This is a genomic window from Phaeobacter sp. S60, assembly GCF_000826845.1.
GTDB classification, from domain to species: domain Bacteria; phylum Pseudomonadota; class Alphaproteobacteria; order Rhodobacterales; family Rhodobacteraceae; genus Phaeobacter; species Phaeobacter piscinae.
In genome coordinates this window covers 42,372-66,909 of sequence record NZ_JSWJ01000001.1, presented here as the reverse complement: position 1 = coordinate 66,909, position 24,538 = coordinate 42,372, and the positions used below count along the sequence as shown (strand labels likewise).

Genomic DNA, 24,538 nt, shown 5'->3' with positions numbered 1-24,538 from the left:
TCCGCCGCGTCAGCAGCCGGTGGGGAAGACGAAACAACGGTTGCGGCGCACCGTCAGCCACATCACCCGCCCGGCATCCGGCAGGAAGACATTTGGCACCGTCGCCTTCAATATGCTGCCGTCAAAATCCATACGGAACTCAACCAGGCTCTCATGTCCGAGGAAGCGGGCTCGCTTGACCACCCCGCGCGCGGCAACCCCGTCGCTGGGAGTCGGATGAGGACCGCGCCCGTTGCGGTCAAAATCAATGCGCAGGTGCTGCGGGCGGAACACGATGTCAACCTTGGTACCATCCGGCACACCAGGCGCCAAAAACTGGCCAAACGGGGTTTCGGCAAGCGCGCCGTTAACCTCGGAGTGCAGGACATTGGTATCGCTGAAGAACCCCACAGCCGCACGATCAACTGGCCGGGTATAGACATTGTAGGGCGCACCCTGCTGCACGATTTTTCCGGATCGCATTAGAGCGATCTCATCAGCCATCCGCATCGCCTCTTCCGGCTCATGGGTGACCAGAAGGACGGCGGCGTCCTCTTCTTTCAGCAGTGTCAGGGTCTCGTCGCGGATGCCGTCACGCAGGCGATTATCAAGCCCGGAAAACGGCTCATCCATCAGCATGATCCGTGGGCGTGGGGCCAGCGCACGGGCCAGAGCCACGCGCTGCTGTTCACCGCCGGACAGATGATGCGGGAATTCATCAATGTACTGTGAAAGAGAGACCTTTTGCAGCAGCTCTTTCACGCGGGCGCGTTTTTCATCCTTGCTGCCCTTCAGTCCGAAGGCAACATTGTCGGCGACGCTCAGATGCGGAAACAGGGCAAAGTCCTGAAACATCAAGCCAATTTCACGGCGCTCTGGCGGCACCCGAAACACGGTATCGCAGATCAGCTTGCCATCGACGTAGATTTCGCCGCTGTCCTGCATTTCCACCCCGGCGATCATCCGCAACGTCGTGGATTTGCCGCATCCCGACGGGCCAAGCAGACAGGTCACCTGCCCGGCCTGGATCTGCATCGACACATCATCCACCACCGCGCGCCCATCAAAGAACCGCCGCAGATTGCGGATTTCGAGACGTGGCGCAGATATAGACGCACTGTCGGTACCAAGCATCGGGTCAGGGGGGGCAGATGTCATGCGACCTCGTTATTCGTGTCCGACCTAAATGATCGGGATTGGCCTGCAGATATCAACGCCAATGTCTCCATGCAAGGGAGCGCACCAAAGCGCGACATCAAGGGTCGTCAGTGGCAGCATGTTCACTGCGGTGGCAACAAATCAAAACTCAACTCAGCGCGCACGCGCCCGTTGACCAGCAGTTCAAGCCGATGGGGTCCCGGCACCAGAGTAAAGGTGCTCGCCCCGGCTTTCAGCGGATGGCGTTTGCTGAGACGCGTGCTACCGCCGGTCAGGACCGATTGTTTCAGCTTAAAGACCTTGGCCGACACCTTGCCGCCCGGGCGTTGAAAATGCAGGCGATAGTCCACCAGCACGGGGGTGTCCGGTGCACCGTCCAGCTGGCAGTCAAATTGTAGAGCACCGCCAATATGCACAGGATCATCGCGCAGCGTGACCGTCGCGGCGAAAGGCATGTCCGGGTCATACCCCAGCATCTCCATCGCGCCGCTGTGCCCCGCCTTCACCAACCCACGCAGCGCATGGACGGTCATCCAGGCCAGCTCCTGCGGGCGCTGCTGATCTGCCGCCTGCCAGCTGCGCAGCCGATCCAGAACCAGCTCCGGATCCTTTTTTGAGATATCATTGAGGTGATTGGCCACTGAACGTGTCACATAGCGGGTCGGGTCAGCGTGGAGCTGGTCCAGCAGGGGCAAGGGCTGCGCCAATGTGAGCGGAACCGACTGGCCCCAGGGCAGCCTTGGCCGGGTGCCTTCGCTGACCAGCCGCCGAACGTGATAGCTGTCGCTTGTCGCCCAACCCTGCATCACGGCCAATGTCTGATCGGTCCAATGGGTGAGAAACGGACGGATAGCCCATTCCATGGAAAACCGCTGGGTGATTTCGGACAGCAGCTGCAGCGACAGATCCGGGGCCGCCTCCAACCCGCGCAGCACCACAAACTCTCCCAGCGGCGCAAAGATGAAGTCGCCGAAATCATCATCCGACAGGCTGGGATCCAGAGGCGGCGGCAGCGCCCGTCGCAGAACGGGTGCGGCGGCCTCCAGATTCGCAGGCAGATGGCGGGCCAGCACCTCTGCGATCAGGGTAATGCGCTCCTTCAGCTCCAGATCCGGCAGCTGAGCCATCACCTCAGCCTCAAACGCCGCGGCGTCAAATCCGGAATCCGCCGCCGCGAAAAGGCCCGCTAGGTAGCGGGTCTTCTCCTGATTAAACAGTTGATCCTTCAGCGAGAAACCGGATGCCATCTGCCCGCCCCGTTAAATGGTCATATTGGTGGCGCCACCGTCCAGCAGGATATTCTGGCCGATGATGAAGCCCGCGTGCTGCGAACAGAGGAAGGCGCAGGTGGCGCCGAACTCTTGCCGCGTGCCATAGCGACCGGCGGGAATGCTGGCGGCGCGCTGCTCGGCGGCCTGCTCAAGGGAGATCCCCTGCTGTTGGGCCACGCCGGTATCCAGCGAGACCGCCCGATCCGTGGCGTGGATACCGGGAAGCAGGTTGTTGATGGTCACGCCCTTCGCGGCAACCTGACGGGAGGTGCCCGCCACATAGCCAGTCAGCCCGGTGCGCGCCGCATTCGAAAGGCCCAGAACCGGGATTGGCGCCTTCACCGATTGTGACGTGATGTTGACCACCCGGCCCCAGCCCCGTTCCATCATACCCGGCACCAGCGCCTTGATCAGCGCGATCGGGGTCAGCATGTTGGCATCCAGCGCCCTGATAAAATCCTCACGCTCCCAGTCGGACCACAGCCCCGGCGGCGGGCCGCCTGCATTGGTCACCAGAATATCGACCCCCTCGGCTGCGGCGATGACCTTGGCCTGCCCCGCCTCGGTGGTGACATCCGCGGCAATGGTCTCCACGTTGACGCCATGGGCATCCCGGATGGATTGGGCTGAGGCCAGAAGCGCCTCCGCTCCCCGCGCGTTCATCACCAGATCCACCCCGGCCTCTGCCAGGGCCTCCGCGCAGCCGAGGCCAAGCCCCTTGCTGCTGGCACAGACCAATGCCCGCTTTCCCGCCAATCCCAAGTCCATGACATACCTCCCTGTTGCGTCGCGATATTTTGTTCCGGCCAGGCCGTTTGCAAGCCGGGATCCGACGCTGTTTCTGTCGCGGCGGAGCTTGCACCCTTGTCCCGGTATTGACCAGCCCAAACACAAACAGCAGCTGCCGATGCTGCCCGAAGACGACCCGGGCCTGCGCATGGGCGCCTTTCGGTCCTGCTGGCTTCGCAAAACCACCCCCGTCTGGTCCGCATCTCGCCACATTTCCCGCCACAATGAGAGTTCACACGCGCAGGACGCGCGCCGCTATTGGTTAGGTTATCCATGCTGACACAGCTGCATCAGACCCCCATCGCCGCCCAAACGCTACCGGTGTTCGCGGCGGCCGATTTCCGTGTCGAAATGGGGGCCAATCTGGGTGACAGCCTTGGGGTCTACGATGATCTACATTTGGACGATGTCTATCAGCTGGCCCGAAACGCTCCGCTTCGGCAAATTCGCTTGACCGCGCGCATGGACGGGCGCCTTACGCTGGATCACGCGACTGCGATCGGGACCCCAGGTGCGCGCCTGCATCTTGATTGCCTTTTGACGTTAATGCCCGATATCGGCGCCAACGTTGAGGTTCTGGTCATGGTCGAGGTGGACGACGGCGGTTTGATTGCAGCGATCTATTTGCTGCCGCTAGCACCACTGCGCCCGCAGACAGGCTATACACTGGTGCGCAAAACACGCGAGGGCACGCACCAGCAGCTTGCGCAGTTGGCCTGCGTCTCCTTCACGCGCGGCACTCATATCACCCTCGACACCGGTGCACAGCGGCCAATTGAGGATCTTGTGGCTGGCGACCGGGTACTGACGCGCGATGACGGTGCCCAAGAAGTGCGCTGGATCGGACAATGCACAAGCCGCGCGGTTGGTGAAATGGCCCCGATCCTGATCCGGGCCGGTGCGCTCAACAATGAAAATGACCTCCTGGTCAGCCCGGACCACCGTTTGTTGGTACATCCACGACGCGACATCCGACGCAGGGGTCGCCCTGAGCATCTGGTCCGGGCGCGGGAACTGGTGAATGGGATTGATATCATCGTACAAAGCGGCGGATTCGTGGATTATTTCCAGCTGTTGTTTGATCGCCATCAAATCATTTTCGCTGAAGGGATCGCGGCTGAAAGCCTCCTGCTTGACCCGTTGACGCGCGCCGCGCTGCCTCAGGAGAACCTGAACCGAACACCCGGTCTCTTGCTGGGCCACCAGCGGGTGGCCTCTGGGTTGGATGTTCGACCGGCGCTGATGGACCGTGGTCAGTCGGTCTCCGGGTTGAAACGCCGCACCATGTGACTGCTTGCGTCCGATCACGGGAGGCCGTCGGCGAAACGCCGGATCGACACAGGCAGCGCAAATTCTGAAAAAATTCGATACACCTTGGCGAGGATTACGATCTCTGATGGAAATCTCCATAATCATTTTGGCACATAGGTCCTGCACTCCGACGTGGAATTTATGGAGCTTTGCCTGACCATGACCAAGCGAGACCTTGTACAGCGCTGGTTTTCCGAAGTTTGGGAAAATCGCGACATGTCCACATTTGCCCTGATGCTGGCCCCCACACTGGAGGGTACTGAGCTGCTGGATGGGCTGACCAACCCGCGCAAGGACTATCCGGTCCTGATTGAGGTTGTTCACAAGCTTGCGGGTGAGCTGCGGGTGCAGATGCTGCACTACATGGAAGACGGCGATTGGACCTCAACGCGCTACCTGCTGACGGCGGACGGCCCGGACGGGGTCACGCCTGTTCATGCTGAGGGGATCATGATGATTCGTTTTGAAGGCGACAAGATTGCTGAACTGACGTCCCGATTTGACGCCTTCGCCTTCTTTGAACAGCTGGGGCAGCTGCCCGCAGATGCAATGCCTGCCTGTCTTGCCGGACAGGCCCTGATCTGGGATTGAAACGCCGGCCCCGATTGTCGGTAATGTGCAGGGGGCCTGCCCCCTGTTTTTCTTGCCTCGGCGCGCCATCCTGATATACGCGCGCTCATGCTCGATACCGTCCCAAACCGCCCCGACCTGCCGGCAGAAATCGCCCGGCGCCGCACCTTTGCGATCATTTCGCATCCGGATGCCGGCAAAACCACGCTGACTGAGAAGTTCCTGCTTTACGGTGGTGCTATTCAGATGGCAGGTCAGGTGCGCGCCAAGGGTGAGGCCCGAAGGACGCGCTCAGACTTCATGCAGATGGAGAAGGATCGCGGTATTTCCGTTTCGGCCTCCGCGATGTCGTTTGACTATGCCAACTACCGCTTCAACCTGGTGGACACGCCCGGTCACTCCGACTTTTCGGAAGATACCTATCGCACGCTGACCGCCGTTGATGCCGCGGTCATGGTGATTGATGGCGCAAAGGGTGTGGAAAGCCAGACCCAGAAACTGTTTGAGGTCTGCCGCCTGCGGGACCTGCCGATCCTGACCTTCTGTAACAAGATGGACCGCGAAAGCCGCGACACATTTGAGATCATTGACGAGATCCAGCAGAACCTCGCGATTGACGTGACACCGGCCAGCTGGCCGATCGGCGTCGGTCGCGATTTCATCGGCTGTTACGACATGCTGCGCGACCGTCTGGAGCTGATGGACCGGGCCGACCGCAACAAGATCGCCGAGAGCATTGAGATCAACGGTCTGGACGACCCGAAACTGGCGGAGCATGTGCCAGAGCACCTGCTGGAGAAGCTGCTGGAAGAGGTCGAAATGGCACGCGAGCTGCTGCCGACACTTGATCCGCAGTCGGTTCTGGAAGGTCACATGACGCCGATCTGGTTCGGCTCTGCGATCAACTCCTTTGGGGTGAAGGAGTTGATGGACGGCATCAGCACCTATGGGCCGGAACCGCAGCCGCAGACCGCCCAACCGCGCCAGATTGCGCCGGACGAAAAGAAAGTCGCCGGTTTTGTATTTAAGGTGCAGGCCAATATGGATCCCAAGCACCGCGACCGCGTAGCCTTCGTGCGGCTGGCGTCGGGCCATTTCAAACGCGGCATGAAGCTGACACATGTGCGGTCAAAGAAACCGATGGCGATCTCCAACCCGGTGCTGTTTCTGGCGTCGGACCGCGAATTGGCAGAGGAAGCCTGGGCCGGTGATATCATCGGTATTCCGAACCACGGCCAGCTGCGCATCGGCGATACGCTGACCGAGGGTGAAGCGCTCCGCGTGAGTGGTATTCCGTCCTTTGCACCGGAACTCTTGCAAGGCGTGCGCGCGGGCGATCCGATGAAGGCCAAGCATCTGGAAAAGGCGTTGATGCAATTCGCCGAAGAAGGGGCCGCCAAAGTGTTCAAACCCTCCATCGGATCCGGGTTCATTGTTGGCGTGGTGGGGCAGTTGCAATTTGAAGTGCTCGCCAGCCGTATCGAGATGGAATACGGCCTGCCCGTCCGGTTTGAGGCCTCTCAGTTCACGTCTGCCCGCTGGGTCAGCGGCGACAAGACCGCGCTCGACAAGTTCATCAACACCAACAAGCAGCACATTGCCCATGATCATGATGGCGATGTGGTCTATCTGACGCGCCTTCAGTGGGACATTGACCGGGTTGAGCGCGACTATCCGGACTTGAAACTGACCGCGACCAAGGAGATGATGGTCTAAGACCAGCCTCCCAGATCATCGGTGACACCAGCCCGCCATGGATATCGACAACGAAAACTATCCTGGCGGGTTCTATAAACTGCTGCGGCAGCTCGAAAAGAAAGAGGTGCCGTTTGTCGAGCCGCTGTCGGCCTTGCCGGCGGCGGATGCCGATTTGACCGCTCTCTTTGGTCCGCTGACAGATCCCTGCCCTAAGCCCGCGACGCAGAAGGATCTGCCGATCCATCATATCGCGCATAAATGGCAGTCCCTGCGGGAAGAGTTTGCAGGCGATCCTGAAATCTGGGCGGTCCATGCGCTCTGTATTGCGATCTTGCGCCGCCGGGATGCGCCACCGGATGCGCGGGCGTTGTTCCTGCGGATCTGGGCGGAGCATGGGGGCGCATTGGCGGCGGGTTTGCCGACGCGCTGGCTGATCTCAGCGGCAACCACCTTTGCGGATCATGGGGACACGATTGATCAGCGGCTTGGCGGGCAAGGGCTTCAGTTGCTGTTCCATATGATCAAACTGCACGACAGTGAACGAAGATTGTCAGGGCGACCGACCGACAGCGGCCTTCCCCGTGTAAAGGGCAAGGATCTGGATGACATCGGCCTTGGCATGACACCTTACCACCTGCCCCATGGCGATCTGGATCGACAGATGCTGGCGCGGCTGTGGCGGTATGGCGAACGGGATTTGGTGCTGCGACCGCTCGCCATCAGGATGCTGCGCATGGTGATGGAAGATCCCCGCAGCATTTTCGGACGCATTCAGCGCTACAAGACACATCGCAGGTCATGACTACGCCGAGCCAACCGAAATGGGGTCTTGTCAGCACCACCAAGGCCGACGCCAAATCTATCCTGGATTTTGCCGCCTACCACCTGGATCTGGGTGCCCACCGGTTACATCTGTACCTTGATGCAGAAAATCCCGACGTCTACCCACATCTAAAGGCGCATCCGAAAATTCGGGTGATCACCTGCGACGATCGCTATTGGAAGCAGCACAAGGCGCCGCGTCCAAAGATGCACCAGCCCCGCCAGACGATGAACGCGACCCATGCCTACGAGCGGATCCAGACCGACTGGATCGCCCATATCGATGTGGATGAGTTTCTCTGGCCTCATGTTGCAGCCGCTGACCAAAGCCGGGCGATCACAGAAACGCTCGCCGCGCTGCCTGCTGAGACGGATGTGCTGCGGATGCGCCCGCTGGAGGCGCTGGCCGGGCATGCGGATCACTACAAGGCCATGGTCCCCTCTGGTGGTGAACGCGAGCATGAGGTAAGGGCGATCTATCCCGAATTCGGCGTTTTTCTCAAAGGCGGCTTTCTCAGCCACACGGCAGGTAAGCTGTTTGCCCGCACCGGCCTCCCCGATATTCAGTACCGAATCCATAACTTGTTCCAGCATGGTGAGAAAAACACCCGCGAGACCGAACAGGAGGAATTGCAGATCTGTCATCGCCACGCCGCCAGCTGGGATGACTGGCAAGGCAGCTACCGATTCCGACTGGCGCGTGGCTCCTACCGGCCAGGTCTGGGTGCAGGCTTTCCGGCGCGTTTCGGCGGGTTGAACAAGCATGAGCTGCTGACCATGATCGAACAGGACCACGGTATAGACGGGTTGCGACGCTTCTTCGGCGAAATCAATGCGGAGCTGCCTGAGGTCTATGATGCGCTACGCCTGCGGGGTATGATCCATTACTGCCCGCTGGATTTGGCGGCCAAGCGACGTCAACATTTCCCTCAATTTGACTAAACTGTTTCGGGTTTGCCCGTTACAGGATCAATAACCTGCGAAACCCCGGCTTCGTTTGACGATTGCAGCGGATTTTGCTATGCCCCGCCGCAAGCCGATCAAGACAGGACGCAAGACCATGCGGAATCGGCCCTGACATACACGCGCGGGCCAGGTCAGTGTCCGCAAAAACGGACGCATATGACAAAATTTTCAGATCTGAACCTGAACCCCAAAGTTCTCAAAGCGATTGAGGAAGCGGGTTACGAATCCCCCACTCCCATTCAGGCAGGGGCAATTCCGCCTGCTTTGGAGGGGCGTGATGTATTGGGAATCGCACAGACCGGCACCGGCAAGACGGCATCGTTCACCCTGCCGATGATCACCCTGCTGGCGCGCGGTCGCGCCCGGGCGCGCATGCCGCGCAGCCTGGTGCTCTGCCCCACGCGCGAACTGGCAGCCCAGGTGGCGGAGAATTTCGACACCTACACCAAACACCTAAAACTGACGAAGGCGCTGCTCATTGGCGGTGTTTCGTTCAAGGAGCAGGACACGCTGATCGACAAAGGGGTGGACGTGCTGATCGCCACGCCCGGTCGTCTGCTCGACCATTTCGAGCGTGGCAAGCTGATCCTCTCTGACGTTAAGGTTATGGTGGTGGACGAAGCCGACCGGATGCTCGACATGGGGTTCATTCCCGATATCGAACGCATCTTCGGCCTGACGCCCTTTACCCGTCAGACACTGTTCTTCTCCGCCACTATGGCGCCGGAGATTGAGCGGATCACCAATACGTTCCTTTCCGCGCCTGAGCGTGTGGAAGTGGCCCGTCAGGCAACGACGTCTGAGAACATCACCCAAGGCGTGGTGCTGTTCAAAGCCTCCCGCCGGGACCGTGAGGGCAGCGAGAAACGCAAGTTGCTGCGTCACCTGATTGATCAGGAAGGCGAGAAATGCACCAATGCGATCATCTTCTGCAATCGTAAGACGGATGTGGATATCGTCGCCAAATCTCTGAAGAAATATGGCTATGACGCGGCCCCGATCCACGGTGACCTGGATCAGAGCCAGCGCACCAAAACGCTGGAAGGATTCCGCGAAGGCTCGTTGCGGTTCCTCGTTGCCTCCGATGTGGCCGCACGCGGCCTTGATGTGCCCAGCGTCAGCCATGTGTTCAACTTCGACGTGCCGAGCCATGCAGAGGACTATGTCCATCGCATCGGTCGGACTGGTCGTGCGGGACGCGACGGCACCGCGATGATGATCTGCGTGCCCAAGGACGAGAAGAACCTCGAAGACATCGAACGTCTGGTCCAGAACGAGATCCCGCGCATCGAGAACCCGCTGAAGAAAGCCAAGGCCGAGCCAAAGGCGAAAGACAGCAAGGACGATGCAAGCGGCGAGGCGCCTGAGCGCAAGACCCGCAGTCGTCGCTCCTCTTCCCGCAGCTCTGCTGCCAAGGATGTGAACGAGGCGGCAGACGCCCAGCAGGCAAACGACGCTGCGACCGCTGAGGTCGATGCAACAGCACAGGAGCAGAAGGCCCCTGAGCAGGAAAAGCGCGCGTCTGGCCGTGGCAAATCTGCCGAGACCAAATCTTCCGGGCAGAAATCCGGGCAGAAGGGCAACCAGAAATCCGGTCGTGGCCGTGGCGGCAACGACCGTGGCAATGATCGCAATGTGGTTGGCATGGGCGACCACATGCCGAGCTTTATCGCCCTCAGCTTTGCCGAGCGCCGCGCCGGGTAATATTCTCGGCGATTGCTAAAATCATCAGGGCTGCCTCTTGGGGTGGCCCTTTTTCATTGCGCCGGGTCACCGGACCAACAAGAGCTATGCGCCAGTTGCCGGCCAAACGCCTCTGAGCTTTGCACTTGCAGCATGGCGGGATTGCCCATTTTTGCGGATGTCGCCCGACCCCGAAAAGCCTATCTGAGGGTCAACAAGACATAAGACACCCAAGAGGCCTGCCATGAACAATCTGGAGTTTCCAACCGTGACCGCCGACGAAATTCGCGCCATCGAAGCCCGCGCGCATGAGCTGCGTGCCGAGGCAATGGCCGCTTTCCTGCGCAGCCTTGGCCGGGGCATTGCCAGCCTGCCGGGGAAGTTGGCCGCGCTGATCTCGCGCCCCCGTCACGCCTGATCCGACGCCTGCGCGCAGGCAGCTGAGAGCAGACGGTAAGGTCAATCCCCTACCACAGATGAAAGCCCCGGCACGCTGCCGGGGCTTTTTCGTTACAGCCCATCAACTATGGGCATATGACCGAAACAACGGATCAAAAAAGGCCCGCCACATCAGGTGCGGCGGACCCTTAAATTAGATCAAAACGGTCTGGCTCAGCGCATCCGGCTGACCACAACGGTCACCTCGGGTTTCTTGCCGATCTCATTCTGCGCGGTCTGGCGGGCGACACGGCGAAGGTTCTCTTCCAGCTTGTCATCATCGCGCAGGGTCTTCGCACCGGCACGCATGATAAACTGGTTCAGATCCTCTTCCATTACCTCAACCAGCGCGGCATTGGATCGACCGGTTTCCGCAAGCCCCTTGATATCGCACCAGGGTTCGCCGAGTGGTTCGTCTTCTTCATCCAAGATGACAGTGACAACCACATGACCGTTGAGCGCCATGCGGATCCGGTCGCGGACTACGCCATCGAGCGCGCCATATTTGACTGACCCATCCAGATAGGTGCGCCCGGTGTCGACGTAATCCACCACCTTCGGCGCGTCACCTGTCAGATCCATCATCATGCCGTTCACGGCCACGGCGCTGGCGATACCCTTCGCCTCGCCCAGACGGGCGTGCTGGCGCAGATGGCGGTGTTCGCCATGCATAGGGATCAGCATCTGCGGCTTGATGATGTCATGCATCCGTTCCAGATCGGGGCGGTTGGCATGGCCGGATACATGATAAAGACCGGAGCTGTCATCTACCACATCCACGCCTTTTTCGGAGAACTGGTTGATGATGCGGATGACACCGCGTTCGTTGCCAGGGATCGTCTTGGAGGAGAACAGGAACAGATCACCCTCTTTCACCTCAACGCCGCGATATTTGCCGCGTGCCAATTGGGCAGACGCCGCGCGGCGTTCCCCCTGGCTGCCGGTCACCACCAACATCAGGTTTTCGCGCGGCAGCTCCTGCGCCGCCTCAACGCTGACCACCTTTGGGAAGTTCTTCAGAACGCCTGTTTCGGTCGCAGCCTCGACCATGCGCTGCATCGCCCGGCCAAGAAGGACAACGGAACGGCCCGCGGCATGGCCTGCCTCGGCCAGGGTTTTTACCCGCGCCACGTTTGAGGCAAATGTGGTTGCAACAACCATGCCCTCAGCCTGGCCCACCAGACGGGTGATCTCCGGGCCAACTTCGACCTCGGACCGGCCCGGGTTCAGCGAAAACACATTCGTGGAATCGCAGACCAGCGCCTTGACACCATCCTTGGCGATCTCCGCCCACATTTCCGGGTCGAACGCCTCGCCCACGATGGGAGTCGGGTCAGTTTTGAAATCGCCGGTGTGGACGATACGGCCCGCAGGTGTATCGATCACCAGACCGCCACTTTCCGGGATGGAATGCGAGATCGGAGCGACGCCGACGGTGAAGGGACCAAGTTTTGTAACCTCGGGCCACGCGGAAACGGTTTTCACCTCTTCACTGTCGAGACCAGCCTCATCCATCTTGCGGCGCGCCAGATTGGCGGTGAAGGCACGGGCATAGATCGGCACGTTCAGATCGCGGTAAAGATGCGCGACGGCGCCGATGTGGTCCTCATGCGCGTGGGTGATGAACACCCCTTCCAGCTGGTCGGCCCGCTCTTTCAGCCAGCGAATGTCCGGCATGATCAGATCCACGCCGGGGCTGCTGTCCATATCCGGGAAGGTGACGCCCAGATCCACCAGGATCAGGCGTTCCTTGCCCGGTTTGCCGTAGCCGTAGATATAGGCGTTCATGCCAATTTCGCCCGCCCCACCCAGGGGTAGGTAGATTAAACGTTCAGTGCTCATCCTTGAGACCGTTATCCTTGTTGTATTTGTGTATGATCTGTAGCCCGTGCATCGTGAGATCATCCTCAAATGCGTCAAACAGATCGGCTGTCTGCTGGAACAAAGGCGCCAGCCCGCCTGTCGAGATTACTTTCATCGGCACGTCACGCTCCGCCTTGATGCGGGCGCAGATTTCACGCACCAGTCCTACGTACCCCCAGAACACACCTGACTGCATACATGCAACCGTATTGGTGCCGATGACGGATTGGGGTTTGGAGATATCCACATGGGGCAAGGCGGCGGCGGCCTGATGCAGCGCCTCAAGGCTGAGGTTCACGCCCGGCGCAATGACCCCGCCGATATAGGCGCCATCTTCGGCCACCACATCAAAGGTTGTTGCTGTGCCAAAATCGACCACGATCAGATTGCCACCATATTGATCAAACCCGGAAACCGTATTGACCAAACGATCGGGGCCCACATTCGTTCCCTGATCCACCCGCACCGAAACCGGCAGAAGGCAATCGGGTTTCCCAACCACAAGGGGGCGCGTGTTGTAGTAGCGATCCGCCAGAACCCGCAGGTTGAATACCACACGTGGCACCGTGGAGGAGATGATCATATCGGTGATATCTGCCTCGATCCCCTGCAGCCGCATCAGCGTGTTGAGCCAGACATAATACTGATCTGCCGTGCGCCGCCAATCGGTGGCAGTCCGCCAGGTAGCGATGAAATTCTCCCCGTCCCAGATTGAAAACACCGTGTTGGTATTGCCGCAATCAACTGCCAGAAGCATGACCTGCCCTGCTCCTCTTCCTAGAAAAAGATATCCGCCGCAGGGATGCTGACGCGGCCCTTGGCGGTCTTGAGGACAAGGTTACCGCTGCCGTCCACCGTCTCAAACGTGCCCTCGGTTTCGGAATTGGAGGTTCGCGCGATGATCACCTCACCCAGACGGGCTGCACGGGCCAGCCAGGCGGTGCGGATCGGTTCGAAGCCAAAGGTGACAAACTGCTGTTCGCAGCGGGCATAGGCGGCCGCCAGCTCGGTCAGGAAAACCTCAGGCGTGATGTGGATACCCGTCTCCGACAGCAGTGACACGGGCCAGACCGCGCCCGGCTCCAGCCATTCCTGCATCGGCGTCTCAATCAGATTGACCCCGATCCCAATCGATAGATGAGTGACGCCGCCCGCGGCCCCTGCGCTCTCCAGAAGGATGCCCGCCAGCTTACCACCATTCAAAAGCACATCATTGGGCCATTTCAACGCCAGTCCCGCGGTCTCCCCGCAGAGTGCGACGCAAGCCTCATGCAAGGCAAGGGCCGCCACGAAGCTGCGCAGCGCCACCTGCTCCGGCGCGCCGTCCGGCCGCATCACCAGAGTTGCTGCAAAATTGCCCTTCGGTTCCTTCCAGGCCCGCCCTCTGCGGCCGCGCCCCTTGGTCTGGCGCTTGGCCATGATCCATTCCGGGCCGGTCAGCGTCGGCGCGCGGCGCGCGGCCTCATCCAGTGTGCTGTCCACCTCCTCTAGCAGGCTGCGCCCGTATCCCTCTGGCCACTCACTCATGATCCTGTCCCTTCAAGGCAAAAAGGCCCGGTCCGCAGACCAGGCCTTTGTGTGTTCTGTGTCAGAGCGGTCAGTTGACCAACGTGGCAGCCGCTGATGCCGCTGCACCCTCGATGCCGAACATGTTGATAATACCCAGAAGCATCACCGCAGCCGACGCCATCAGGAACCCCCAGAGGATAGGCGAACGATTGGTTTCCAGCTCCTCGCCCTCTTCACCGAAGTACATGTAGTAGACGATGCGCAGGTAGTAGAAGGCCCCGATGACAGAGGCAATCACACCAGCAACCGCCAGCCACGCAAGGCCGGCCTGATAGGCCGCGTTCAGCACGTATAGCTTGCCAAAGAACCCCAGCATCGGCGGCACACCCGCCAGTGAAAACAGCAGGATCAGCATGGCCAGCGCCTTGCCCGGCTCACGACGTGAATAGAGGTTCAGCGCGCGGATATCGGTGATTGGCTTGCCGTCTTTCTCCATCATCAGGATGAAGGCGAAGGTGCCGATGTTCATGGAGACGTAAATCGCCATGTAGACCAGCAACGCCTGCACACCATAGGCCGTACCTGCTGCAAGCCCCATCAACGCGTAGCCCATGTGGGCAATGGAGGAATAGGCCATCAGACGTTTGATATCGCGCTGACCAATCGCGGCGACAGCGCCAACAAACATGGATAGCAGCGACAGCAGCGCGATGACCTGGCTCCAGTCCTGCACCGCATGGCCAAAGGCATCATGCAGCACGCGCGCAAACAGACCCATGGCCGCGACCTTCGGTGCCGAGGCAAAGAAGGCTGTGACCGGTGTCGGCGCACCTTCGTAGACGTCCGGGGTCCACATGTGGAACGGAACTGCCGAGACTTTGAACGCCATGCCGGAGATCAGGAAGACCAGGCCAAACAGCAGGCCGACAGACACGTCGCCGTGCTTGGCAACGGCGTAGATGCCCGCAAAATCGGTCGTACCGGCAAAGCCATAGACCAACGATGCGCCATACAGAAGCAAACCGGAGGACAGCGCGCCAAGCACGAAATACTTCAGGCCGGCTTCGGTCGATTTCACGCTGTCACGACGCAGCGATGCCACGACATAAAGCGCCAGCGACTGCAGTTCGAGGCCCATGTAAAGCGACATCAGGTTGCCGGCGGAGACCATCACCATCATGCCCACCGCGCTGAGCGCGACAAGGATGGGATACTCAAACCGCAGCATGCCCCGGCGCGACATGTAGTCCTGGCCCATGACCAGAACCGCCGAAGCCGAAAGCAGAATGGCAACCTTGGCAAAGCGGGCGAACCCGTCATCGACAAACATGCCGTTGAACGCCTCGCGGCTGCCCGACGCGCCTGTCCCGATCCAGATCGCCAGCGCCGACATCAGCCCGGCCATCAGCCAGATCAGAGCCGGGGCCAGTTTGTCCTTGCCCGTGTAGACACCGACGAGGAGCGCCACCATTGCGCTGAGCGCCAGAACAATCTCTGGCAGGATAACGGTGAGATCAGCTGGGATCATCGCCCACGCCCCCTTAGTGCGAAGCCATCTGGGTCGCCGGGGACAGATCCGCAGCGGCCAGAGATTGGTTGAAGTTAGCAATCAGCGCCTCAGTCGACGGGCTGATGATATCGGTGACAACCGCCGGGTAGACGCCCAACAGGATGGTCATCACGACAAGCGGTGCAAAGATAAACCGTTCACGCGCAGTCATATCCTTGATGGTTTTCAGGCTGCCTTTGATGAGATCGCCAAACACCACGCGGCGGTACAGCCACAGCGCATATCCCGCCGAGAAGATGACGCCGGTTGCAGCAACGGCTGCCACCCAGGTGTTTTTCTGGAAGGTCCCCATCAGGGTCAGGAATTCACCGATAAAGCCAGACGTGCCCGGCAGGCCGACATTGCCCATAGTGAAGAACATGAAGACCAGCGCATAAGCAGGCATGCGGATGACAAGACCGCCGTAGGCGTCGATGTCACGGGTGTGCATCCGGTCATAGATCACGCCCACGCAGAGAAACAGCGCCGCCGAGATGAAGCCATGGCTCAGCATCTGGAAAATTGCGCCGTCAATACCCTGCTGGTTCGCGGCAAAGATCCCCATCGTCACAAAGCCCATATGCGCCACGGAGGAATAAGCGATCAGCTTTTTCATGTCCGACTGCACCAGCGCCACAAGCGAGGTGTAGACCACCGCGATGGCAGACATCCACAGGATCACGTCGGTCATTACATCGGCACCAACCGGGAACATCGGCAGACTGAAGCGCAGGAAGCCATAGCCGCCCATCTTCAACAGGATCGCTGCCAGCACCACAGATCCCGCAGTTGGTGCCTGAACGTGCGCATCCGGCAGCCAGGTGTGAACCGGCCACATCGGCATTTTCACCGCGAACGACGCAAAGAAGGCCAGGAACAGCAAGGTCTGCATGCCGCCAACTACGTGGATGCCCAGGAGATCAAAGCTGCCCGCAGAGAAGCTATGCGTCAGCAGCTGCGCAATATCTGTGGTGCCTGCATCTACATACATCGCGACCATCGCCACCAGCATCAGCACCGAGCCGAAGAAGGTATAGAGGAAGAATTTGAACGAGGCGTAGATCCGCTCCTTGCCACCCCAGATTCCGATGATCAGGAACATCGGGATCAGGCCTGCCTCAAAGAACAGGTAGAACAGCACCAGATCCAGCGCCATGAAGACGCCAAGCATCAGCGTCTCCAGCATCAGGAAGGCGATCATATATTCCTTCACACGGGTGCTGACGCCCCAGCTGGCCAGTATGGTCAGTGGCATCACAAATGTGGTGAGCATCACGAAGAGCACCGAAATGCCATCCACGCCCATCTTGTATTTCAGGCCAAAAATCCACTCCGCCTCTTCGACGAACTGAAAGCCCGTGTCAGAGGGGTCGAACTGAAAATAGATGCCAAGGCTGACCAGGAAGGTGATCGTGGTGGCAAAAAGCGCAACAGATTTGGCGTTGCGCTGCGCCGCCTCATCCTCGCCGCGCAGGAACAGGGCCAGAATGGCCGCCGCAAGCGCCGGGATAAAGGTGACGATAGAAAGGAGATTGTCCATCAGTGCGTTCCTCCGCCGATCGACATCCAGGTAACCAGAGCAGCAATGCCCAGCACCATCCAGAAAGCATAAGTGAAGATGTAACCCGACTGTGCGCGACCGGCGAGGCGGGTGAAGAAGGGAATGATGCCCATGGCGATACCGTTCAGGGCACCGTCAATGGTTTTGCCGTCACCGCGCTTCCAGAAGAAGCGGCCAATCATCAGCGTTGGTTTGACAAAAATCGCATCATAAAGCTCATCGAAGTACCACTTGTTCTTGAGAAACAGATACAAAGGCTGCTGCTGCTTGGCGAGACGGCCAGGCAGGCTTGGGTTCACGATGTAGAACAGGATCGCAAGGACCAGACCAAGCAGCATCGCGATGAACGGCGACACCTTGACCCATTTCGGGGCAGCGTGAGCGTCGTCCAATACGGTGTTCTCGGGACCAAAGTAAAGCGCCCCCTCACCCGGCTTGCCGGTGAACACATAGTGATGCTCGCCCTTTGCTGCGTTGCCGTGATCGTCGGTTGCCACGCTCTCGGTGACGTCGCCATGCGCATCGTCCCCATGGGCATCACCATGGCCCTCAGCCGAAGCTTCCGCATAGGGGATGCCATAGAATTTGCCGACCTTATCGGTGTGACCAAAGAAGCTGTTGTACCAGATCATGCCGGAGAAGACGGCTCCAAGCGCTAGAACCCCCAGCGGCACCAGCATGGTCCAAGGACTTTCATGCGCGTGATCATGCGTGTGCTTGTCCCCGCGCGGTTTGCCGTAGAAGGTCAGGAAAATCAGACGCCAGCTGTAGAAAGAGGTCATCGCGGCAGCCGCCACCAGCAGCCAGAACCCGTAGGAGGATCCGCCGGCATAGGCGCTTTCAATGATGGCGTCCTTCGACAGGAACCCGGCAAAACCAATATGGGTCAGCGGAATACCAACACCGGTGATGGCCAGCGTGCCGATCATCATCGCCCAGAAGGTATAGGGAATTTTCTTACGCAGGCCGCCATAGTTCATCATGTCCTGCTCGTGGTGCATCGCGTGGATCACGGAGCCCGCGCCGAGGAACAGCATCGCCTTGAAGAAGGCGTGTGTGAACAGGTGGAACATTGCAGCCGAATACATGCCAACACCTGCAGCCACGAACATATAGCCCAGCTGAGAACAGGTCGAATAAGCAATCACGCGCTTGATATCGGTCTGAACCAGACCAACCGTTGCCGCGAAGAACGCCGTGGTCGCACCCAGCACCGTGATGAACGTCGTCGCCTGAGGCGCAACTTCCATCAGCGGCGACATCCGGCAGACCAGGAAAACGCCCGCGGTCACCATGGTTGCGGCGTGGATCAAAGCCGACACCGGGGTCGGGCCTTCCATCGCGTCCGGCAGCCATGTGTGCAGGATCAGCTGTGCCGATTTACCCATCGCCCCGATGAACAGCAGAATGGCGATCAGGTTGGCCGCATTCCATTCGCCCCACAGAAAGCTCAGCTGGGTTTCTGCCAGCTGTGGCACAGCTGTGAAGATATCATCGAAGTTGATGCTGTCGGTCAGGAAGAACAGCGCAAAGATCCCCAGCGCAAACCCAAAGTCACCTACACGGTTGACAATAAACGCTTTCATCGCCGCCGCGTTGGCTGAGGGCTTGCGGTAGTAAAAGCCGATCAGCAGGTAGGAAGCAACGCCCACGCCTTCCCAGCCGAAGAACATCTGGACCAGATTGTCCGAGGTCACCAGCATCAGCATCGCAAAAGTAAAGAACGACAGATACGCAAAGAAGCGCGGTTTGTAGCTCTCGCCGTCTTTCCACTGCGGATCATGGGCCATGTAGCCGAATGAATAAAGGTGAACCAGCGAGGACACTGTGGTGATCACGATCAGCATGATCGCAGTCAGCCGGTCCAGCCGGATCGCCCAGGAGGTCGACAACGACCCGCTTTCGATCCAGCGCAGGATCTCAATCGACTGGGTCACCCCGTCAAAGCTGAGGAAGACGATCCACGACAGGAGCGCCGACAGGAACAAAAGCCCGGTTGCGGTCCACGTCGCTGCGGTCTCGCCGATGAACTTCCAGCCAAAGCCACAGATGATGGCCCCGACCAGAGGGGCAAAGAGAAGGATGGTTTCCATGACGCTTTAGCCCTTCATCACGTTGATGTCTTCCACGGCGATAGTGCCGCGGTTGCGGAAGAAGCAAACCAGGATCGCAAGGCCGATGGCAGCCTCAGCGGCGGCCACGGTCAGCACAAACAGCGTGAACACCTGCCCGACCAGATCGCCGAGGAACGACGAGAATGCCACGAGATTGATATTCACCGCCAAGAGCATCAGTTCGATGCTCATCAGGAGGATGATGACGTTCTTGCGGTTCAGGAAGAGCCCGAAGATGCCGATGACGAACAGCGTCGCCGCGACGGTTAGATAATGCTCAAGTGTGATCATTGTCTCAAAGCCCCTGCCCCGGTTTCACATCCTTGAGTTCCATCGCTGTCGCCGGGTCGCGCATCATCTGCGCGACGACGTCCTGACGTTTCACGTCCTGACGATGGCGCAGCGTCAGCACAATCGCGCCGATCATCGCTACCAGCAGGATCAGGCCGGAGAGTTGGAACAGAAGGAAGTATTGATCATAGATGATGAGGCCAAGCGCCTCGGTGTTATGTTGGTCGGCGGGGATCGGCTGAGCCAGCTGCGTGGCGGCCGCCGGTGCGGTCTCCCAAACGCCAAAGGCCATGACGAACTGCATCAGGATGACCAGACCGATGAGCAGCGCCAGCGGCATGTAGCGCGCCATCTCGGCCTTCAGCTCGGCAAAGTCCACATCCAGCATCATCACCACAAAGAGGAACAGTACCGCAACTGCGCCCACGTAGACGATGATCAGCAGCATGGCGACAAATTCAGCTCCCAGCAGGACGAACAGCCCGGCCGAGGAAATGAAGGCCAGGATCAGCCACAGCACCGAATGCACCGGCTGACGGCTGATCACCGTAAACAGCCCGCCGGTGATGGCGCTGATGGCAAAGAGGTAAAAGGCAAAAACGCTCATGTTTCATCGTCCCCTTTGGCGTCCATGACGTCTTGCGCCAGCTCCAGCGCGCGGGTCATGGCCGGGATGCCGGCAAACACCGACATCTGTCCGATCGTTTCAACGATCTCTTGTTTCTTCGCGCCCGCCTCTAGGGCATGGCGCACGGTCTGGCGCACGGCTGAATCTGCCTGTGCGCCCTGCATTGTCAGCCCGGCCAGCGTCAGCAGCAGACGGGTTTTGGCATCCAGACCGCCCTTGTTGACGGTATTGCCGAACATCATTTCCATGACATCCTTTGGCATCGTCGGCCACAGCGCCTCAAACTCCTTGAACGCACCGGTGGGAGAAAAGCTCTCTAACGCGGGGTTCAGGGCTTTGGCCATGTCCTGAGCCTGGGCCATCATGGCCTCAAATGGGTTCTTGGCGTCGCTCATCGGTAGGGCGCATCTAGTTCGAGGTTGCGTGCAATCTCAGCTTCCCAGCGTTCGCCGTTCGAAAGCAGCTTGTCTTTGTCGTAGAACAGCTCTTCGCGGGTCTCGGTGGCGAACTCGAAATTCGGACCTTCGACAATGGCATCCACCGGGCAGGCTTCCTGACAGAAACCGCAGTAGATGCATTTGGTCATATCGATGTCATAGCGCGTGGTGCGGCGGCTGCCGTCCTCGCGCGGTTCCGCGTCGATGGTGATCGCCTGCGCCGGGCAGACCGCTTCGCACAGCTTGCAGGCAATGCAGCGCTCCTCACCGTTGGGATAGCGGCGCAGCGCATGTTCGCCGCGGAAACGGGGCGACAGCGGGCCCTTTTCGTGCGGGTAGTTCAGTGTCGCTTTGGGGGCAAAGAAATACTTCAGCCCTAGTTTGAAGCCGACCCAAAAATCCTGCAGCAGGAAGTATTTGGCGGCGCGGGTGTAGTCGATGTTCGCCATCAGTTAGCCTCCCACGGTCCAACGGGCAAAGATGCCCCAGAACCAGTCAAATTTTGCAGCAAAGGACACGAAGACCACCCAAGCCAGCGAGAACGGCAGGAACACTTTCCAGCCCAAGCGCATCAGCTGATCGTAGCGATAGCGGGGCGTGATCGCTTTTACCATTGCGAAGAGGAAGAAGAAGAATGCCATTTTGGCAACCATCCAAAGGACGCCATCGGGCAGGCCCGGGATCGGGGACAACCAGCCGCCAAAGAACAGCAGGGTTGTCAGCGCGCACATCAGGAAGATGGCGATATACTCTCCGGCCATGAACAGAAGGAAGGGCGTCGCCGAGTATTCCACCTGATAGCCCGCAACCAGTTCAGATTCCGCTTCCGGCAGGTCGAACGGCGGGCGGTTGGTTTCTGCCAGCGCCGAGATGAAGAACAGGAACACCATCGGGAAGTGCGGGATCCAATACCAGTTCAGCAGCCCCAGATCACCGTCCTGCGCGCGTACGATATCGCCGAAGTTCATCGAACCGGTGGAGATGATCACGCCAACGATGATCAGGCCGATGGAGACCTCATAGGAGATCATCTGCGCCGCAGACCGCAACGAACCCAGGAACGGGTACTTCGAGTTCGAGGCCCAGCCGCCCATGATCACGCCATAAACCTCAAGCGAGGACACCGCGAACACGTAGAGGATGGCGACGTTGATATCCGAGAGCACCCAGCCGTCGTTGAAAGGGATCACCGCCCAGGCGATCATCGCCAGAACAAAACTGGTCAGTGGGGCCAGAATGAAGACCGCTCGGTCGGAACCGGCCGGGATCACAACTTCCTTGACCACATATTTGAGCGCGTCCGCCACCGATTGCAGCAGGCCGTAGACGCCCACCACATTGGGGCCCCTGCGCATCTGGACCGCCGCCCAGATCTTGCGGTCCCCGTAAACGAGGAACAGAAGCGAAATCATGACAAAGGCAACAACTGCAAGCACTTGCGCCAGGATCAGTACAGCAATGCCGCCTGGGGTGTTAAAGAATTCAGCCATAGGTCCTCACACCGTGGGTATTCCGTTAGCCTCGCAATCCGCGACCACGACTTCAGCGTCGATGGTGCGCAGTCCGCGCGGGAGGGAAGGCGAGATGGTGTAGACAGCATCTGCCGTCTGAACGCCACCCTCTTGTTTCATTTTTGTGCGCACGTGACGTGCAAATCCATAACCGCGGATCAGCGCATATTGCGCCGCTGCGCATTCAGCATAATTATCCAGATCGGCGCTGGTTCTTGCACCGGTCATGGCAACGTGGAACTGCACCAGATCGCCGTCCAACAGCCGCGTTTCCACCCCTTGATAATCGGGGGTGAATGGCGCCTTCGATGCTTGTGGGACCTGCACGCAGGCCGCCAGCAGCAAGGGCGATATGATGCCCGCCCGGATCACTCCGCTGCGATCTTCTCAGCGCCGCGCGCCTTTGCACCCGCCGACAGTTCCGCCATCAGCTGCGACGACCGCGCAATCGGGTTGGTCAGATAGAAATCCTTGACCGCCGGCAGGAACGCCGCCTTGCCCATCGCCTCAACCTCAAGCGCCGGACCTTCGTTGTCCGCCACGTCGTCGATGCGGGCCAGATGCGGCACCTCTGCGACCAGCGCGGTGCGCAGTTGCGCCAGTGAGTCATAGGGAAGCTTGGCGTCCAATTCTGCGCTCAGTGCCCGCAGGATCGCCCAGTTTTCCTTCGCCTCACCGGGCGCAAAGCTCGCGCGCAGAGCCAGTTGCGGACGGCCTTCGGTGTTCACAAAGAGGCCGTTTTCTTCGGTATAGGCAGCCCCGGGAAGGATGATGTCAGCGCGATGCGCTCCGCGATCCCCGTGGGAGCCCTGGTAGATCACCGTCGTACCCGCATCGATTTCGACCTCATCGGCACCAAGGTTGTAAATCACCTCAGCCCCGTCAATGGCTGCTTCGACGCCGCCCTCGGTGACGGCATTTACGTCCATTGCACCAACACGGGCCGCAGCGGTGTGCAGCACCATCAGCTTGCTTTCGGTCAGCGCCGCATATTTCTGCGCGTGCGCCAACACCGCCAGACCGTCGGCCTCACGCAGGGCACCCTGCCCCACAATAACCAGCGTCTCTTTGTCGAGCGCACCTTCGGTCTCGCCATTGAGCAGCGCCTCAAGCGCTGCACGGTCGGTGCCGAGGTGGGCATAGTCATAGGTAAGATCGACCGGCTGACCAATCAGGCCAATGTTGGCGCCATTGATCCAGGCTTTGCGCAGGCGCGCGTTCAGTACCGGCGCTTCATTGCGCGGGTCGGTACCGATCAGCATGATCGCCTTGGCGCTGTCGATATCTTCGATGGTTGCAGTGCCAACATAGGCCGCGCGGTTGCCGATGGGCAAACGGGCCTTGTCCGTCCGACATTCCACTTTGCCGCCCTGCCCTTCGACCAGCTGCTTCAGAGCAAACGCCGCCTCAACCGGGACCAGATCCCCGATCAGACCGGCGATTTTCTTGCCCTTCATCGCTGTGGCAGCCGCCTCCAGCGCTTCCGGCCAGGTGGCGGGCTTCAACTTGCCATCAACACGCACGTACGGGCGGTCCAGACGCTGGCGACGCAAACCGTCCCAGACAAAGCGGGTCTTGTCGCTGATCCATTCCTCGTTCACGCCGTCATGGTTGCGCGGCAGGATTCGCATCACTTCGCGGCCCTTGGTATCCACGCGGATGTTGGAGCCAAGCGCGTCCATCACGTCGATGGTCTCGGTCTTGGTCAGTTCCCACGGACGCGCGGTGAAAGCGTAGGGTTTCGACGTCAGCGCCCCAACCGGGCAAAGATCAATGATATTGCCCTGAAGGTTCGAATCCAGCGTCTCATTCAGATACGATGTAATCTCGCTGTCCTCACCCCGGCCGGTCTGGCCCATCTGGGTGATGCCTGCCACCTCGGTGGTGAAGCGGACGCAGCGGGTGCAGGAGATGCAGCGGGTCATTGCGGTGCCGACCAGCGGCCCCAGATCCAGATCATCAACCGCGCGCTTGGCTTCGCGGAAGCGTGAGAAGTCCACGCCATAGGCCATCGCCTGATCCTGCAGATCGCATTCGCCGCCCTGATCGCAGATCGGGCAATCCAGCGGGTGGTTGATCAGCAGGAACTCCATCACGCCTTCGCGCGCCTTTTTCACCATGGGCGAATTGGTCTTCACCTGCGGTGCCTGCCCCTCAGGGCCGGGGCGCAGATCGCGGACCTGCATGGCGCAAGACGCGGCGGGTTTCGGCGGGCCGCCAACAACCTCAACCAGGCACATGCGGCAATTGCCGGCGATGGACAGGCGTTCGTGATAGCAGAACCGGGGAATTTCCACCCCGGCCTCTTCACAGGCCTGGATCAGGGTCATTGCCCCATCCACCTCAATCTCGGTTCCGTCAATGTTGATCTTGCGGAGGTCAGACATGGT

At 59.8% G+C, this 24,538-nt stretch carries 23 protein-coding genes; 7 read left to right on the top strand and 16 right to left on the bottom strand.

Annotation, left to right across the window (positions count from 1 at the left end):
* Positions 1-9 precede the first annotated feature (9 nt).
* From OO25_RS00310 to OO25_RS00300, 3 genes are all read right to left on the bottom strand, one after another.
* Complete coding sequence (locus OO25_RS00310; protein WP_040177944.1) at positions 10-1,137, bottom strand: ABC transporter ATP-binding protein; 1,128 nt, start codon at positions 1,135-1,137, stop codon at positions 10-12.
* A 122-nt stretch (positions 1,138-1,259) separates the two neighbouring features.
* On the bottom strand, positions 1,260-2,384 hold the full coding sequence (locus OO25_RS00305) for a hypothetical protein (RefSeq protein ID WP_040177943.1): 1,125 nt from the start codon (positions 2,382-2,384) through the stop codon (positions 1,260-1,262).
* Between the two features lie 12 nt (positions 2,385-2,396).
* Positions 2,397-3,176, bottom strand: coding sequence for an SDR family oxidoreductase (locus OO25_RS00300; RefSeq protein WP_040177942.1), 780 nt, complete (start codon positions 3,174-3,176; stop codon positions 2,397-2,399).
* Between the two features lie 294 nt (positions 3,177-3,470).
* Here OO25_RS00300 and OO25_RS00295 point away from each other — a divergent pair, with 294 nt between their 5' ends.
* From OO25_RS00295 to OO25_RS22900, 7 genes are all read left to right on the top strand, one after another.
* The gene (locus OO25_RS00295) at positions 3,471-4,487 is read left to right on the top strand and encodes a Hint domain-containing protein (protein ID WP_040177941.1); all 1,017 of its coding nucleotides are present in this window, start codon (positions 3,471-3,473) and stop codon (positions 4,485-4,487) included.
* A gap of 180 nt (positions 4,488-4,667) precedes the next feature.
* The gene (locus OO25_RS00290) at positions 4,668-5,099 is read left to right on the top strand and encodes a nuclear transport factor 2 family protein (protein WP_139044741.1); all 432 of its coding nucleotides are present in this window, start codon (positions 4,668-4,670) and stop codon (positions 5,097-5,099) included.
* An 87-nt stretch (positions 5,100-5,186) separates the two neighbouring features.
* Entirely contained in the window at positions 5,187-6,794 is a 1,608-nt protein-coding gene (locus OO25_RS00285) for a peptide chain release factor 3 (RefSeq protein WP_040172857.1), read from the top strand.
* A 37-nt stretch (positions 6,795-6,831) separates the two neighbouring features.
* Complete coding sequence (locus OO25_RS00280; RefSeq protein WP_040177940.1) at positions 6,832-7,578, top strand: hypothetical protein; 747 nt, start codon at positions 6,832-6,834, stop codon at positions 7,576-7,578.
* Complete coding sequence (locus OO25_RS00275; protein WP_040177939.1) at positions 7,575-8,540, top strand: glycosyltransferase family 2 protein; 966 nt, start codon at positions 7,575-7,577, stop codon at positions 8,538-8,540. The genes OO25_RS00280 and OO25_RS00275 overlap by 4 nt, the downstream gene beginning before the upstream one ends.
* 180 nt (positions 8,541-8,720) lie before the next feature.
* On the top strand, positions 8,721-10,268 hold the full coding sequence (locus OO25_RS00270; protein WP_040177938.1) for a DEAD/DEAH box helicase: 1,548 nt from the start codon (positions 8,721-8,723) through the stop codon (positions 10,266-10,268).
* A 223-nt stretch (positions 10,269-10,491) separates the two neighbouring features.
* Positions 10,492-10,665 carry an RSP_7527 family protein gene (locus OO25_RS22900; RefSeq protein ID WP_162894045.1) on the top strand — a complete coding sequence of 58 codons (174 nt, stop codon included), beginning with the start codon at positions 10,492-10,494 and terminating at the stop codon, positions 10,663-10,665.
* A gap of 194 nt (positions 10,666-10,859) precedes the next feature.
* Here the strand turns inward: OO25_RS22900 and OO25_RS00265 are convergent, their stop codons facing one another.
* From OO25_RS00265 to nuoG, 13 genes are all read right to left on the bottom strand, one after another.
* A complete protein-coding gene (locus OO25_RS00265; protein ID WP_040177937.1) occupies positions 10,860-12,527 on the bottom strand; it encodes a ribonuclease J in 1,668 nt (555 codons plus the stop codon).
* Complete coding sequence (locus tag OO25_RS00260) at positions 12,517-13,305, bottom strand: type III pantothenate kinase (protein ID WP_040177935.1); 789 nt, start codon at positions 13,303-13,305, stop codon at positions 12,517-12,519. Before OO25_RS00260 ends, OO25_RS00265 begins: the two co-directional genes overlap by 11 nt.
* A gap of 20 nt (positions 13,306-13,325) precedes the next feature.
* Positions 13,326-14,075 (bottom strand): biotin--[acetyl-CoA-carboxylase] ligase, encoded by a 750-nt coding sequence (locus OO25_RS00255; protein ID WP_040172839.1) that lies wholly within the window; start codon positions 14,073-14,075, stop codon positions 13,326-13,328.
* 70 nt (positions 14,076-14,145) lie between these two features.
* Positions 14,146-15,585, bottom strand: coding sequence for an NADH-quinone oxidoreductase subunit NuoN (gene nuoN / locus OO25_RS00250; protein ID WP_040177934.1), 1,440 nt, complete (start codon positions 15,583-15,585; stop codon positions 14,146-14,148).
* Positions 15,586-15,598: 13 nt separating this feature from the next.
* The gene (locus OO25_RS00245) at positions 15,599-17,146 is read right to left on the bottom strand and encodes an NADH-quinone oxidoreductase subunit M (protein WP_040177933.1); all 1,548 of its coding nucleotides are present in this window, start codon (positions 17,144-17,146) and stop codon (positions 15,599-15,601) included.
* Positions 17,146-19,260 (bottom strand): NADH-quinone oxidoreductase subunit L, encoded by a 2,115-nt coding sequence (gene nuoL, locus OO25_RS00240; protein WP_040177932.1) that lies wholly within the window; start codon positions 19,258-19,260, stop codon positions 17,146-17,148. The genes OO25_RS00245 and nuoL overlap by 1 nt, the downstream gene beginning before the upstream one ends.
* Before the next feature lie 6 nt (positions 19,261-19,266).
* The gene (gene nuoK, locus OO25_RS00235; RefSeq protein ID WP_014874166.1) at positions 19,267-19,572 is read right to left on the bottom strand and encodes an NADH-quinone oxidoreductase subunit NuoK; all 306 of its coding nucleotides are present in this window, start codon (positions 19,570-19,572) and stop codon (positions 19,267-19,269) included.
* Between the two features lie 4 nt (positions 19,573-19,576).
* Positions 19,577-20,179, bottom strand: coding sequence for an NADH-quinone oxidoreductase subunit J (locus OO25_RS00230; RefSeq protein WP_040172828.1), 603 nt, complete (start codon positions 20,177-20,179; stop codon positions 19,577-19,579).
* Entirely contained in the window at positions 20,176-20,595 is a 420-nt protein-coding gene (locus OO25_RS00225; protein ID WP_040172825.1) for a carboxymuconolactone decarboxylase family protein, read from the bottom strand. Before OO25_RS00225 ends, OO25_RS00230 begins: the two co-directional genes overlap by 4 nt.
* Positions 20,592-21,086 carry an NADH-quinone oxidoreductase subunit NuoI gene (gene nuoI / locus OO25_RS00220; RefSeq protein ID WP_014879596.1) on the bottom strand — a complete coding sequence of 165 codons (495 nt, stop codon included), beginning with the start codon at positions 21,084-21,086 and terminating at the stop codon, positions 20,592-20,594. Before nuoI ends, OO25_RS00225 begins: the two co-directional genes overlap by 4 nt.
* A 3-nt stretch (positions 21,087-21,089) precedes the next feature.
* Positions 21,090-22,127, bottom strand: coding sequence for an NADH-quinone oxidoreductase subunit NuoH (gene nuoH / locus OO25_RS00215; RefSeq protein WP_040177931.1), 1,038 nt, complete (start codon positions 22,125-22,127; stop codon positions 21,090-21,092).
* Between the two features lie 6 nt (positions 22,128-22,133).
* Positions 22,134-22,520 carry a hypothetical protein gene (locus OO25_RS00210; protein WP_040177930.1) on the bottom strand — a complete coding sequence of 129 codons (387 nt, stop codon included), beginning with the start codon at positions 22,518-22,520 and terminating at the stop codon, positions 22,134-22,136.
* Positions 22,517-24,535 carry an NADH-quinone oxidoreductase subunit NuoG gene (gene nuoG, locus OO25_RS00205; RefSeq protein WP_040177929.1) on the bottom strand — a complete coding sequence of 673 codons (2,019 nt, stop codon included), beginning with the start codon at positions 24,533-24,535 and terminating at the stop codon, positions 22,517-22,519. Before nuoG ends, OO25_RS00210 begins: the two co-directional genes overlap by 4 nt.
* Positions 24,536-24,538: the final 3 nt, after the last annotated feature.